We start from the raw sequence: 14432 nt of genomic DNA on the forward strand, positions 1-14432 counted from the left end.
TCTTTTTTTATTTACCCATAAAATCGCCACCATCACCTTGCTGGTTGCCGCGCTGTTCTTGGTTTTTATCGGCTTTACTTGGGTTAAAGCGGTACGTAAACGATAGTGTTATTTGTCGTTCCCTCCATTGCATCTCGGTGTACGACTCTACTTGTGGTAGTGTGTTAGTGAGTTTTCTTTTCCTAGAGTTTAAAATATCTCTTACGTTTAAACTTATTGTAGCACGCTCGTTTAATATATCTTTACTTATTGCCGTATCTGCCGAGAATATGCCTTTATATCGGCTTTGTGCGTTTTCTCGGGGTCCAGTGTAACGTGCGTTAAGTTGCCAGTTAATATCTAGGGGTAGGCTCACTCTAGAATTTACGCGTGTAAACCAACTATAATTAGAATTATCGAAGTTCTGTACTATAGTTTCGCCTAAAAAGTTAGTATAGGTATAATCGCCATCTATTTGATTTTTAAAGAAGTTAAAGTTACCGTTTATTCTCCACCAGCGGTAAGGGTTGTAATTTACATCAAACTCAAAACCATAACGGTATTGTTTGGCTAAGTTAACGGGAGATGTTAGTATAATGGGAGTTCGTACATCCTCGCCATCAATTACCTCTATTACCTCGTTATTGTCGTTAACAATGTCTTCGCCACCTACTACTTGGGTAAAAAATTCTCCCGATTCCCTACGTACAAACTGATATACGTCTTTAGTAATGTTTACGTATGCGGTACTGCTTAGTGTAACTTTATTCCACTTTTTAAGAAAACCTACCTCCATAGCATCAGTCATGGACGGGTCTAGGTCTGGGTTACCCGTAAATATATTAATGTTACTTACTAGGCTAGAAAAGGGGTTAATAAACCATCCTCTGGGTCGGTTTATACGGCGGCTATAGCTTATGCTTGCATTAGTGCCCTCAGAAAACTCATACGATAAAAATGCACTCGGGAAAAAGTTGTTGTATTTTTTAGTATTGAAATCTTCTCTATCAAGTAAGTTTACTTCAATATCGGAGTCTTCCCAACGCAATCCTAGTAAATAGGAGAATTTACCTATTTTAGAGCCGTATTGCGCATAAAAGGCATTTACATTCTCTTTGTACTCTAGTAAACTCGAAAAGTTAGGGTCTATAATCCAAATATCATTTTCCAACGTTTCAGTTTGTGCATCGGTAGTAAGTTCTAAAAAACTTCCACGATACCCTGCTTCAAACTGGCTTCCTTCTCCAAAGGGTAGTACATAATCTACCTGAGCGAGTGCTCTATCTTCCTCTTCATCACTAAGTGTTCGCTGGAAAATATTATCAACTTCAGGTGTGGTAGTACCAATTACAATATCGTCAATTTGTGCTTTTTCGTAATCGTTGCTTTTGGCTAACGACAGGTTTACATCTAGTTTATGCCCTTCATCATTAAACTTTTTAAGTAAGCTACTCGAAAATTGAATGTTATCGCTTTCTTCTTCCTCAAGGTTATAACGGTAACGTGTTTCGTCAAACGAGCCATCGGCAAAAAAATAATCGTAGTACGTTTCGGTGGGGTTTTCGCCATCATTATCACGTACGTTAATACTATTGGTCCAGGTGGTAGTTTTATTTAAAAATATGTCGGCTCCAAAACTGGCATTATAGCCTTGACGTTCTCTTTCGTAATCACGTCTTTCATTTACAAAGTTTGTTGTATTGCCCTCTTCATCAAAATATTCCGAGTCCGTTGAAAAATTTCCAGGGCTACTCCTATAACTATACCCTAAATTGGAGAAAAGATTATAGTTATCGCTCCTGTAGTTGAGGTTGGCATTTAGCCCATGATTATCGGGGTATCCTGTAGAGGCTACAACAGACCCATTGAAACCATTTGCTTTACCTTTACGGAGTATAATGTTTACAATACCGCCACCACCTTCGGCGTCGTACCGTGCCGATGGGTTGGTTATTACTTCTACTTTCTCTACCGACTCAGCTGGTAACAAACGCAATACTTCGGCAACGTTACTACCCGCAAGGTTAGAGGGGCGCCCGTCAATCAATATGGTAACACCATCATTGCCTCTAAGGCTTACGTTACCATCAGGATCTACAGATATGGAGGGTACATTATCCAGCACATCGCTTACACTACCGCCTCGTACAATCATATCTTTACCTACGTTGTACACTCTTTTATCCAGTTTTATATCTACGGTAGAGCGGTCGGCAACAATTTCTATTTCATTTAATAGTGTAGCATCGGGTGCCATTAAAGTAACGCCCAAATTAGTATTACCCGTTATTGCCTTACTTTTTATAGCTGTAGATTTAAACGATATAAAGTCGAATTTTATATTGTATGTTCCCGGAGGAACATCAATGCTATACTTACCGTTAATATCAGTAAGTCCTCCGCTTACTGTTTGGTTATCGGTAGTTTGTATGGTTACTGTTGCAAATTCTAGGGGTTGTTTGGTATCTTGCTCTATCACTTGTCCGCTTACCTTTGCCTTACTTTGCGAAAACATGATTGAGGTGCAAAGTAGTAGGAGTAAAACGAGTGAAGTTTGTAATTTTTTCATGAAGTATGGTAAAGATGAATCTAATTTTTTTGCGTGTAAGACTGCAAAAATCATGGTAAGTTTAAGATGATGGTACTAAAATTTTGTTAAAGTATCTTCTCGATTGCATCCGCAGGACGACCAACTATTGCCTTATCTCCATTTACAACTATAGTGCGTTCTATTAAATTCGGGTATTGTACCATTATTTCAATAAGCGCATCATCTGTTAAATTGGTATTTTTATAATCCTTTTTCCAAATGGCTTCGTTTTTTCGCACCAATTCTATTGGGGCAATACCTAACTTTTCAATTAGGTTTTTAAGCTCTTCTTTATCCAAAAGTTCTTTTAAATATTTTACAACTTTAAATGATTTTCCTTTCGATTCTAATAGTTGAATTCCCTCGCGCGATTTGCTGCATCTGGGGTTGTGGTATATGGTTATCATCGTTTCTTTTTTTTGCAAATTAAATGAATATTACCCCAAAATAGAAGTATATTGCCCTAATCTAAGATTAAATTAACTAATGTTTATAGAAAAGGCTTACACTAAGAATTTTGACTTTATAAAGTACCTACCCATACCATTGGTGCTACTAGGGTTAATGGCGTTAAACTACGTTGTTATTGTTGTAATGAATATAGATGTAGAGGATGTATTGCGGCAGGAAATTGCTAAAAAAGGAACAAATCAGGTTTTTATAGAAACGTTAATGCCCATGATAATTTTGCTTATAGCATTATTGGTATGGGTAAAGTATGTAAATAAGCAAAGTATAACGAGCCTTACTACTGCTCGTGATAAAGTAGACTGGAGCAGAGTTTGGTTTTCGTTTGCGGTTTGGGGCGGTATTACAGCAGGTTTTATAGGTTTAGCCTATGTTACAAACCCCGATAATTTTGTGCTTAATTTTAACTTGGTACCCTTTGCTACGCTTGCTATTATTGCCATGATAATGGTACCAATGCAAACCAGTTTTGAAGAGTATTTGTTTCGAGGGTATCTTATGCAAGGTATTGGTATTGTTACCAAAAGCAGGTTAATTCCGCTAATTACTACATCATTACTATTTGGTGTAATGCACATTGCTAACCCCGAAATTGAGAAAATTGGCTACATATTGTTGTTCTATTACATTGGTACAGGTTTGTTTTTGGGTATTATAACATTAATGGACGATGGCATTGAGTTAGCGCTTGGTTTTCATGCAGCCAATAACCTCATTTCGGCACTTTTAGTAACATCCGATTGGACTGCTTTTCAAACCGATTCGGTGCTAAAAGATGTTTCCGAACCATCGGTAGGGTTCGATATTTTTGTACCCCTACTCATCCTATATCCAATTCTTTTGTTTATCTTTAGTAGAAAATATGGCTGGTCGGGCTGGAAAAGCAGACTGACGGGGCGTATTAAACTGACCCAAGAATAACTAAAAAGTACTTTGATATATGCGTGAACTTGACTATAATTTTGTGCACAACAGTTTTAAACTAAATGGTTTTCACCTTACTAAAAATGATTTATGCCGAATAGCGTATAGCTTTATTAAAGAAGGGCAACCTTTTGAAAGTGCAGTAGGCGATTTTATACTCGATTGGTTTGATAGCAAACCTTATATAGCCATGCAAACATCGGGTACAACAGGGCTACCCAAAACGATAGAAGTAGACAAGCAGGCTATGGTTAACTCTGCCATAGCTACAGGCGATTTTTTTGATTTATCGGCAGGTATAAAAGCATTACATTGTTTACCTACTGCTTATGTAGCAGGAAAAATGATGCTTGTTAGGGCTTTTATACTCGGTTGGGAATTAGAACTTGTAGCACCTACCACAACACCTTTACCACGCGGTAACGAAAAATACGATTTTGCTGCTATGGTGCCTATGCAGGCGGAAGCATCAATCGATAAATTGTACCGAATTAAAAAACTTATACTCGGCGGCGCTAAGGTAAACCAAGCACTAGCAGAGCAGTTAGTTACGATTCCTAGCAAAATATATGAAACGTATGGCATGACTGAAACGATTACGCATATTGCTGCTAAAGAAATAGGGGAGTCGGCATTTACAGTATTACCCAACGTAGCCATAAGCCAAGATGACAGACAATGCCTTGTTATTAACCCGTACAAATTGTGTACTGAACCTGTTGTAACTAACGATATTGTAGATATAATTGGCGACAACCAGTTTATATGGTTGGGCAGGTACGATAATGTTATTAATAGCGGAGGGGTAAAACTATTTCCAGAACAGATAGAAGAAAAGCTATCGGGAAATTTAGACAGACGTTATTTTGTAAAAGGTGTACCTGATGAGCAACTGGGCGAAAAACTTGTTTTGGTTGTAGAGGGCGAACCTTACGATATTGATAAGAAAATATTCTCCGACCTTGATAAATTCGAGAAGCCAAAAGCAGTATTGTTTATAGAGAAATTTGCCGAAACAGCTTCGGGCAAAGCAATGCGTACTGCTAGTATGGCAACGGCTTAAAGTTTTTGCACTTTTATATAAAATTTATCCTGCTGTGGTACAACGCTTTTAAGGCGTTTGGCTGCATTGGGCAATATTTGCCAAGCAGTAGTCCCTGTTACCCGTATCTCTTTACCCTCTATAACAATGTCAATAGGCATCTCAAAATGCTGTACATTTGTTTCCCACCGATATTGCACTGAACCGTTTTTGCGCTGTAATTGCAATACTGGTATATTGGTATAGTTTAAGTACTGATTAAAAATAGGCGTAAGATTTATACCACTTTCCGTATTAAAGAAGTTGATTACTGTTTCGGTATCAATAACTTGCTTACGGTAGGTTTTAGCATATTTTAAAAGCATTGCCCACCATTTATCATCATTATTAATAACATGGCGCAGCGTATTTAAAAACAAAGCACCTTTAAAATACATATCGCCAGAGCCTTCTCGGTTAACCCCAAAAATTCCGATAATAGGTTTATCATTTTGTACGTTTAAACGTTGCCCGTTAACGTATTTCATGGCTTTTTCGTAACCGTAACGGCACTCTACATAAACAGTTTCCGAGTAGGTTGTAAATCCTTCGTGTATCCACATATCGGCAACATCTTTTGAGGTAATACTGTTACCAAACCATTCATGCCCGCTTTCGTGTATCGTAATATAATCAAACAACATCCCTACACCCGAAAATGATAAATCGTACCCTCTGTAGCCTTTTTTAAAACCATTCCCGTAAGCTACGGCACTTTGGTGTTCCATACCCAAATACGGTGTTTCTACAAGCTTATAACCATCTTCGTAAAAAGGATATTTACCAAATTTTTCCTCAAAACATGCAATCATAGGTTTTACTTCTTCAAAGTGTTTACGGGCTTTTTCTTCGTTGTCTTTTAAAACATAATAATCCAAATCCAGTCCGTTTACGGTATCGTGTATGTGTGCGTAATCGGCAATATTTACGGTTATGTTGTAGTTGTTAATGGGGTTGGTAACCTCCCAGTCCCAACGGGTATAACCATTTCCTACATCTGTACTACCTGTAAAACGTCCGTTACTCACATTCATCAATCCGTTAGGCACAGCTACTTTTATAGTAGCACCATTATCGGGCTCATCGGTTTGATGGTCCTTTACAGGATACCACAAACTAGCCCCTGTGCCCTGTACGGCAACACCTACCCAAGGCTTACCTTGATTGTCTTTACGGAAAACAAAACCGCCATCCCAGGGGGCGTTGCGTGCCACCACAGGGTTGCCACTATAATAAAAGCGTAATTTCTGCTTACTATCTTTTTTTAAGATTGTGGGAAAGCGTATAAAAATAGCATCGTACTCTCTTTTATAGTTAAGATGTTGCTTGTTTAATACGATACTATCTACAGTCATATTCTCGAATAAATCCAATTGTATGGTATCGGTATTCTCAACTATTTTAAATTCAATAGCATTATACCCACTAATGTGTTTTTTGTTAGGATTAATGGTAATGTTGAGGTTGTATTTTAGCACATCAAAACAAGTACGTTCGGGGCGTAACCCGCCTTGCAACGTATCACGACGTGTGGTAGGTTGTGCAATAGTTGTTATTGTTATAAAAGCAAATAAAGTTACTAGGAATGCTTTTTTCATAACCTGTTTTTAAAAAAATTAGCTTCGTACATAATAGTGTACGAAGCTAAGATACTATAAAAATGATAATGTGTTTATACTTGTATTACACCCAAGTTAAAAGGTTTTTCGATAGGAGCGTGGTCGGCAGCCTCTATACCCATCGAAATCCACTTTCGGGTATCCAACGGGTCGATAATAGCATCTGTCCACAAACGCGATGCTGCATAATATGGCGATACTTGCGCATCGTAACGTGCTTTTATTTTATCAAAAAGTTCTTGCTCTTTCTTTTCATCCACTTTTTCGCCTTTTGCTTTTAACGATGATGCCTCTATCTGCATTAATACTTTGGCAGCTTGTGTACCTCCCATTACGGCAAGCTCGGCACTTGGCCATGCCAGCATAAAACGAGGGTCGTACGCCTTACCGCACATTGCGTAGTTACCTGCACCGTAAGAGTTGCCTATTACAATAGTAAATTTAGGTACTACCGAGTTACTTACGGCATTTACCATTTTGGCACCGTCTTTAATAATACCACCATGTTCTGATTTTGAGCCTACCATAAAGCCTGTAACATCCTGTAAAAACACCAACGGAATTTTCTTTTGATTGCAGTTGGCTATAAAGCGTGTGGCTTTATCGGCACTATCCGAATAGATAACGCCCCCAAATTGCATTTCTCCCTTTTTGGTTTTTACTACTTTACGTTGGTTGGCTACTATACCTACAGCCCAGCCATCTATACGTGCATAGCCTGTAATAATGGTTTGCCCGTAGCCTGCTTTATATTCTTCAAACTCACTACCGTCTACCAAGCGATTGATGATTTCCATCATATCGTACTGCTCGTTACGGGCTTTTGGTAGTATACCGTAAATGTCTTTTTCCTCTAATTCAGGTTTTACGGGTTTAATACGGCTGTAGCCTGCTTTATCGTAATCGCCAATTTTATCTACTATGTTTTTAATAGTGGTTAGAGCATCTTTATCATCTTTTGCTTTGTAATCGGTAACGCCCGATATTTCGCAATGTGTAGTTGCACCGCCTAATGTTTCGTTGTCTATACTTTCGCCAATAGCTGCTTTTACCAGATAACTACCCGCCAAGAAGATGCTCCCTGTTTTATCTACAATAAGCGCTTCATCGCTCATAATAGGTAAGTAAGCACCACCAGCAACACAGCTACCCATTACGGCTGCTATTTGTGTAATGCCCATACTGCTCATTACAGCATTGTTACGAAATATGCGACCAAAGTGTTCTTTATCGGGGAATATTTCATCCTGCATCGGTAAATACACTCCAGCACTATCCACTAAGTAAATTATAGGTAATCTGTTTTCTATAGCAATTTCCTGTGCCCGTAAATTCTTTTTACCTGTTATCGGGAACCATGCTCCTGCTTTTACAGTAGCGTCGTTAGCTACAACAATGCATTGCTTGCCGCTAACGTAGCCTATTTTTACCACTACACCGCCCGATGGGCATCCGCCATGTTCCTTGTACATACCCTCGCCAACAAAAGCACCTATCTCTACACTTTTACTGCCTTTATCTAGTAAAAATTCAATACGCTCACGAGCAGTCATTTTACCTTGCGAATGCAATTTTGCAATTCTCTTTTCGCCACCGCCCAGTTTTACCTGTGCTAGTTTGCGTTTCATCTCAGAGAGTAAAAGTTTATTATGGTCTTCGTTTTTGTTGAAGTTAATATCCATGGTATTATGCTAAGTTTTATTGATGTTGTAATTTTCGAAGGCTAAAATACGAAATCGTTTGAAATTTGATAGTGTTACCATTTAGTTGTTACAAAAATATATTTTACAACTGTGGCTTAACAAAAAAGGAACAACGCTAGGTTGCTCCTTTTGGGTTGTATAATAATGTGCTAATTTTAGTCCAATCCTAAAAATATCATCAGGTCTTGCCTAATGGCTTCATTTACGGTTGCGGCCAAACTTAACGATATTATTAAACCTATAGAGGCGTATAAAAAGTCTTTTCCTATAATGCGTAATGCTTTCTTTTTATGCTTTTTACCTTTTTTGAGTCGTGCAAGATTTATGGCTATTTCTCTACCGCCAATAAGCCCCAAGAAAATCCAGGTGGTACTCATAGGTACGGTGCTAATAAACAGCTTGTAGATTAGGATAAGTGCATAGGTAAAATCAATAAGCGTTGCTGCCCTAATGTCCGATATACGTACTTTTTCACTGACTACTTTTTGTATTTTATCCCCTCTTAAGAAGAATAGCAATCCTAAGCCTATAAATATAGTCGAACAGAAAATTATGAATTGGAAGGTATCTAATTTTCGGGGTAGGAATACGGCAATATTAGCACCATCCTGCATTACCCAAACCGACCATAATATACCACTAACCAGCCATTGTACTACCATCCACATGGGGTGTACTTTTCTGCTCTTAAACTTTTTCCTAATGTAGTTATACCCAAAATACCATATTAATGCCGATACTACAAAGGCTATAAAATAACCCGATACACTTTTAGATACCATTGTAGTAATCCCTTTAGATGATGAGCTAAATACACTCAGCATTAAAAAGGTGGTTGATACTGGCATACGTAATCGTGTTAGTATTAGCAGTACCAAAGGCGCCATTAGTATAAAAAACGAAAACTCTTCGGGGTGGGGGTAGTTACTTGTACCATCGGGTTTTAATAAACGTTGATAAGTAACATCGCCATCAAAAACAATCCAGCTTACCGTAACGGTAGCTAAAAATAATGTACCAACATAGAGCCAGAGGATGTACCATTTTTTGTCCTGATTACTTTCGATAAAAGTACCTAAGGATTGTATACTATCGTTAGATACTGTTGCATAGGCTGCTGTAAAAAAACCAATCCACATGGCTATTTGCGGTTGATTGTAAAATAGGGCACTAAGTGTAAAAACAGCGAGTATTAAAAGAAAGAAATATTTTTCGTTAGAAATCCTACCAAGTATTTGTTCAGATTTGGATGATTTTCTTTTATGTTTCATATTTGGTTAATAGGGGTTTGTACCACCGCAAAAATATGCTACAATGCCTACTATTATTTAAAATTATACTTTAAGTAATTGTTAAGCCGTCGAAAAATCTTGTTAATCCTGCATTTTTTCAAAATAAATCGTAAGTTATTATATAATATTGTATTATGTTTTGTAAGTTGGTTATTGCTATATGCTACTTTGTTAAAAACAGTAGTGTTGGAATAACTTTTAGTTTGCTATTAGTTAACATTTTAGCAACATTATATTCCTACATTTGCCGAATTTAAATCTATTTTAATGTCTATAAATAACATCTTTCAATTTCTTGTACCGAAAGACAAGAAGTTCTTTCCATTATTTGAACAGGCTACCCAAAATTTAGTGCTTTTGGCAGAAAAAATGCATGAGGCTGTAAATACACCTAAAGAAGATAGGGATGAGTTTTTGATGGAAATAGAGCGTATTGAAAGCGTTATAGAAGGCATTGCGCACCAAACCAACCTTGAGTTAAGTCGTAACTTTATTACCCCTTTTGATAGGGAAGATATTTATGCCCTAATGTCGGCTATAGATAATGTTGCCGATTATATGTACGGTGCTGGTAACAGAATGCGCCTGTACCAAGTAGAGAACATTACCAAATCGATACGAAAGTTAACCGAGATAAATTTGGAGGCGTGCCAGTTAATACAAGTTGCGGTTGCCGATTTAAAGGATATGAAAAACTTAAAGGGTATTACAGACTGTAGCCAACGTATTTATAAGCTGGAAAGTAAATCGGATAATGTTTTTGAAAGGGCTGTTGCTGATATTTTTGAGAAAGAGAAAGACCCGCTTAACGTTATTAAGTACAAAGAAGTACTCTCGGCGTTAGAAACGGCAACAGATAAATGTAAAGGTGTAGCCAATGTTTTAGAGTCTATAGCCGTAAAACATTCATAAACCTTACCTTTCAATCCGCTCATTTATGACGTTACTTATTATAATTATAGTTTTAGCCCTCATTTTCGATTACATTAATGGTTTTCATGATGCGGCTAACTCTATTGCTACTATAGTGGCTACAAAGGTGCTTACACCCTTTCAGGCAGTATTATGGGCAGCTTTTTTTAATTTTTTAGCTTACTTTATTTCACGGTACTGGATAGGGGAGTTTAAAATTGGTAATACTATTGCTAAAACAGTTAGTGAAGATTTTATAACACTCGAGGTTATTTTAGCGGGGATAATTGCTGCTATTACTTGGAACTTATTTACTTGGAAGCTGGGTATTCCATCATCATCATCGCATACCCTTATAGGAGGCTTTATGGGGGCTGCATTAGCACATTCTTTTACTGTTGACGGAGCAGATATTAGTACCGTAGTAAATTACGCTAAGGTACTACCTATTATACTATTTATATTTATGGCACCTATTATTGGTATGCTGGTAGCCTATTTTATAACGGTAATAATACTTAATGTTTGCCGAAAGGCAAACCCATCTAAAGCCGATAAATGGTTTAAAAGATTTCAATTAGTATCGTCGGCATTATTTAGCCTTGGGCATGGTGCAAACGATGCACAAAAGGTAATGGGTATTATTGGTGCTGCTGTAATATATTACCATACGCAAATTGAACCTATGGAAGCCTACCAAACGGCTGCCAATCCGTTTAAGTATTTTGTAGACCATTGGAGTTGGGTACCCCTTGCCAGTTTTGTTATGATTGCTTTGGGTACTATGAGTGGTGGTTGGAAAATTGTAAAGACTATGGGTACTAAAATTACCAAAGTAACATCGTTAGAAGGGGTTGCTGCCGAAACTGCAGGAGCTATTACGTTGTATACTGCCGAGCATTTTGGTATTCCAGTATCTACTACACATACCATTACAGGCTCTATAATTGGGGTAGGTATATCCAAAAGAATATCGGCGGTACGGTGGGGCGTAACTATTAGTTTACTTTGGGCTTGGGTATTAACTATACCCATATCGGCACTTATAGCAGCATTACTTTACTATATAATCAGTGTTTTTTAAGATAGACACTACTTTACCATTAGTAAAATTAATTGCTAGTTAATAGTTTATACTGTAAACGCTAACACTACCTATAGCGTAAAAGATACCTAACAAGATTTTGTAAATAACCAATATAGATATAGCTATTTAATAGGCATAGATATAGTAAGTTGATTTGTAAGGGAGCTATTAATATTCTTGAAGTTCGGGAATAGCTTCTTCTTTATAATTTATAGGTAATGATATTACAAAGCAAGTACCTTTGTTTTTACCTTCGCTAATAGCTTCTATAGTACCTTTATGGAGTTCTATAAACGATTTTGATATTGCTAAACCTAAACCGCTAGAGGTTTCTTTACCTGTAGGTTTAGAGCTTAGTTTGGCAAACTTTCTAAATAGTTTTTTCATATCATCTTCGTCAAGACCCTGCCCTTCATCATGAACCTCTATTCGTATTACGTTATTGGTACTTCGGGCTATTATACTAACGGTAGCACCATGATACGAGTATTTTAATGCATTGCTAACAAGATTGTGTAGTACATCAGATATTTTGGCTTTATCTGCATAAATGCTTGGCAAATTCTCATCACATTCCAATAATATCACCTGTGCTTTTCGACTAGCGAGCAATTCAAAATTTGCAAGTATCTTTTTAAATACGTCTACCAAGTTTACTTCCTCTATAGCAAGGACGAGTTTTTTATCTTCTTGCTCGGATTGTTTTAAAAGATCATTTAGCTTACTCTGTATCATATTAACTGATGATTTTATCATCGTAGTCATCTTTCCGCTCTTGCTGCTATCTTTACGAAGTATATCGTTAGCAAGATTTATAGAAGCAAGCGGATTTTTAATTTCGTGAAGTGCAATATTCATTAAATCAATCTGCGATTTTATTGCTTTGTTGTAACGTAACCTATTCTCTAGCTTATCTATAATAATGCGCGATAATGTTTTTAGCATTCCTAACTGCTCGTCGTTAGTTTCTTTAGGTACAGAATCTACTACACATATAGTACCCATATTATGCCCTTCTGGAGATTTTAGTGGCGCACCAGCATAAAAACGTATGCCGTCCTCTTCACTTACATAAGGTAAGTGCGATAGGCTATGATGATCTAAGGTGTCATTAAATACGGTAACTTTATCATGGAGTATAGCAAAACTACAAAGGCTTTCTTTACGATGCACTTCGTTAACGGGAATGCTACTAAGGTTTGATTTCAAAAATACCCGATCTTCATCTACAAATGTTATAAAAGCATTAGATGTTCCGAATACTTGCGATGCCATTAGGGCGATGTTATCAAAAGTATCTTCAGAATGTGTATCCAATATTTGATAATCTCGCAACTTTTCAAGGCGTTGCTTTTCAGTGTCTGGGATTAGATTTATTGTACCTGAAATCATCACACTTCTAGGAGGATGTTTTTACGTTAGTATGCTCAAATCCTCGTATCGAAAATACGATAAATTTCAACACAAAACACCAATGTTGTAGTTTTATAACAAAAAATAGTTTGTATACCAACTTTTTATAACTGTAATACATTACTTACTATTAACTGTTAAATGGTAGATAACCAATATTGTGTTTTGATAACCAAATAATTACATATTAAAATGGACAGTATGTGTAACCATACTGCCTATTTTTTTAGAATACGAAAATTATACTATTAATCCTCTTGTTTTTGCCCCATCATCATTAAATAGGCTTTCAAAAATTTATCTATGTTTCCATTCATAACGCTATCCACATCACCTGTTTCGTGTTGTGTGCGTACATCTTTAACCAATTTATAAGGATGCATTACGTAGTTACGAATTTGCGATCCCCATTCAATTTTCATCTTGCCCGCTTCAATTTCGTCACGCATTGCTTGCCGCTTCTTCAACTCAATTTCGTAAAGTTGCGATTTTAAAAGCTGCATGGCTTTGGTTTTATTATCCAATTGCGAACGTGTTTCGGAGTTTTCAATAATAATCCCAGTAGGGTGGTGGCGCAGCCTAACAGCAGTTTCTACCTTATTTACGTTTTGCCCACCTGCACCGCTGGATCGCATGGTTTCCCAAGTAATATCAGCAGGACTAACTTCTATCTCAATACTATCGTCCGCTAGCGGATATACATATACTGATGCAAATGAGGTGTGGCGTTTGGCATTACTATCAAAAGGAGAAATACGTACCAAGCGGTGTACACCGTTTTCACCTTTTAGGTAACCAAAAGAGTATTCGCCCTCAAACTCTAACGTTACGGTTTTTATACCCGCAACTTCACCTTCTTGGTAGTTGAGTTCTTTTATTTTATAGCCTTCTTTTTCACCCCACATCATGTACATTCGCATAAGCATTGCAGCCCAATCACAACTTTCCGTGCCACCAGCACCAGCCGTTATTTGTAGTACGGCACTCAGGCTATCACCCTCATCGGATAGCATGTTTTTAAACTCCAGATTTTCTAAATGCGAAATTGTTTCCTCATATTGGCTATCCAATTCCGTTTCGGTAGCGTCGCCCTCTTTAAAAAACTCATACATTACCTGTAGTTCTTCGCCGAGTGCGTTTGCCTTTTCGTAATCCTCTACCCATTTTTTCTTACTACGGAGTTCGCGCACTATACGCTCTGCCTCCTTAGTATTATTCCAAAAATCGGGAGCAAAAGTTTTTTCTTCTTCATTGGTAATTTCTATTAACTTCCTGTCGATGTCAAAGATACCTCCTCAGCGCTCCGAGGCGCTCCATAATACCTTTAATTTGTTCGGTATTTGTCATAAATAATGTAGTTTTGT

General features: G+C 37.3%; 11 protein-coding genes. 4 read left to right on the forward strand and 7 right to left on the reverse strand.

Translation table 11 applies throughout. From position 1 onward, the window contains the following. Positions 1–7 precede the first annotated feature (7 nt). Entirely contained in the window at positions 8–2548 is a 2541-nt protein-coding gene (locus tag K1I41_RS08510) for a TonB-dependent receptor (protein WP_220639938.1), read from the reverse strand. Positions 2549–2634: 86 nt separating this feature from the next. After that, positions 2635–2976 carry an arsenate reductase (glutaredoxin) gene (gene arsC / locus K1I41_RS08515; RefSeq protein WP_220639939.1) on the reverse strand — a complete coding sequence of 114 codons (342 nt, stop codon included), beginning with the start codon at positions 2974–2976 and terminating at the stop codon, positions 2635–2637. A gap of 79 nt (positions 2977–3055) precedes the next feature. On the opposite strand from arsC, the gene K1I41_RS08520 reads away from it, so the two are divergent. Both K1I41_RS08520 and K1I41_RS08525 read left to right on the forward strand, forming a co-directional pair. Beyond that, complete coding sequence (locus K1I41_RS08520) at positions 3056–3958, forward strand: CPBP family intramembrane glutamic endopeptidase (protein WP_220639940.1); 903 nt, start codon at positions 3056–3058, stop codon at positions 3956–3958. Between the two features lie 19 nt (positions 3959–3977). Next, a complete protein-coding gene (locus tag K1I41_RS08525; protein WP_220639941.1) occupies positions 3978–5024 on the forward strand; it encodes an AMP-binding protein in 1047 nt (348 codons plus the stop codon). On the opposite strand, the gene K1I41_RS08530 is transcribed toward K1I41_RS08525, so the two are convergent. The 3 genes from K1I41_RS08530 to K1I41_RS08540 form a co-directional block, all read right to left on the reverse strand. Continuing rightward, positions 5021–6640: a M1 family metallopeptidase gene (locus K1I41_RS08530; protein ID WP_220639942.1), complete on the reverse strand. Its 1620-nt coding sequence runs from the start codon at positions 6638–6640 to the stop codon at positions 5021–5023. The two genes, K1I41_RS08525 and K1I41_RS08530, sit on opposite strands and share 4 nt — an antisense overlap. A gap of 74 nt (positions 6641–6714) precedes the next feature. Continuing rightward, positions 6715–8343 (reverse strand): acyl-CoA carboxylase subunit beta, encoded by a 1629-nt coding sequence (locus tag K1I41_RS08535; RefSeq protein ID WP_220639943.1) that lies wholly within the window; start codon positions 8341–8343, stop codon positions 6715–6717. A gap of 176 nt (positions 8344–8519) precedes the next feature. Beyond that, positions 8520–9635, reverse strand: coding sequence for a hypothetical protein (locus K1I41_RS08540; protein ID WP_220639944.1), 1116 nt, complete (start codon positions 9633–9635; stop codon positions 8520–8522). Between the two features lie 288 nt (positions 9636–9923). Here K1I41_RS08540 and K1I41_RS08545 point away from each other — a divergent pair, with 288 nt between their 5' ends. After that, entirely contained in the window at positions 9924–10568 is a 645-nt protein-coding gene (locus tag K1I41_RS08545) for a DUF47 domain-containing protein (protein ID WP_220639945.1), read from the forward strand. A 25-nt stretch (positions 10569–10593) separates the two neighbouring features. Further along, entirely contained in the window at positions 10594–11652 is a 1059-nt protein-coding gene (locus tag K1I41_RS08550; protein ID WP_220639946.1) for an inorganic phosphate transporter, read from the forward strand. Positions 11653–11823: 171 nt separating this feature from the next. On the opposite strand, the gene K1I41_RS08555 is transcribed toward K1I41_RS08550, so the two are convergent. Both K1I41_RS08555 and prfB read right to left on the reverse strand, forming a co-directional pair. Then, positions 11824–13047 carry a GAF domain-containing sensor histidine kinase gene (locus tag K1I41_RS08555; RefSeq protein WP_255566977.1) on the reverse strand — a complete coding sequence of 408 codons (1224 nt, stop codon included), beginning with the start codon at positions 13045–13047 and terminating at the stop codon, positions 11824–11826. A 269-nt stretch (positions 13048–13316) separates the two neighbouring features. Next, positions 13317–14415 (reverse strand): peptide chain release factor 2 gene (prfB, locus tag K1I41_RS08560; RefSeq protein ID WP_220639948.1). Its coding sequence is split into 2 segments (ribosomal slippage): positions 13317–14351 and positions 14353–14415, totalling 1098 coding nucleotides; the frame shifts between segments, so codons are not numbered across the junction. Positions 14416–14432: the final 17 nt, after the last annotated feature.

This window comes from Flavobacterium litorale, assembly GCF_019613795.1.
Lineage (GTDB): Bacteria > Bacteroidota > Bacteroidia > Flavobacteriales > Flavobacteriaceae > Flavobacterium > Flavobacterium litorale.

Excerpts from the sequence above, each read along its gene's own strand:
- K1I41_RS08530 (WP_220639942.1), bottom strand. The coding sequence starts at position 6,640 with ATGAAAAAAGCATTCCTAGTAACTTTATTTGCTTTTATAACAATAACA.
- K1I41_RS08520 (WP_220639940.1), top strand. The coding sequence starts at position 3,056 with ATGTTTATAGAAAAGGCTTACACTAAGAATTTTGACTTTATAAAGTAC.
- K1I41_RS08535 (WP_220639943.1), bottom strand. The coding sequence starts at position 8,343 with ATGGATATTAACTTCAACAAAAACGAAGACCATAATAAACTTTTACTC.
- arsC (WP_220639939.1), bottom strand. The coding sequence starts at position 2,976 with ATGATAACCATATACCACAACCCCAGATGCAGCAAATCGCGCGAGGGA.
- K1I41_RS08540 (WP_220639944.1), bottom strand. The coding sequence starts at position 9,635 with ATGAAACATAAAAGAAAATCATCCAAATCTGAACAAATACTTGGTAGG.
- K1I41_RS08545 (WP_220639945.1), top strand. The coding sequence starts at position 9,924 with ATGTCTATAAATAACATCTTTCAATTTCTTGTACCGAAAGACAAGAAG.
- K1I41_RS08525 (WP_220639941.1), top strand. The coding sequence starts at position 3,978 with ATGCGTGAACTTGACTATAATTTTGTGCACAACAGTTTTAAACTAAAT.
- K1I41_RS08555 (WP_255566977.1), bottom strand. The coding sequence starts at position 13,047 with ATGATTTCAGGTACAATAAATCTAATCCCAGACACTGAAAAGCAACGC.
- K1I41_RS08510 (WP_220639938.1), bottom strand. The coding sequence starts at position 2,548 with ATGAAAAAATTACAAACTTCACTCGTTTTACTCCTACTACTTTGCACC.
- K1I41_RS08550 (WP_220639946.1), top strand. The coding sequence starts at position 10,594 with ATGACGTTACTTATTATAATTATAGTTTTAGCCCTCATTTTCGATTAC.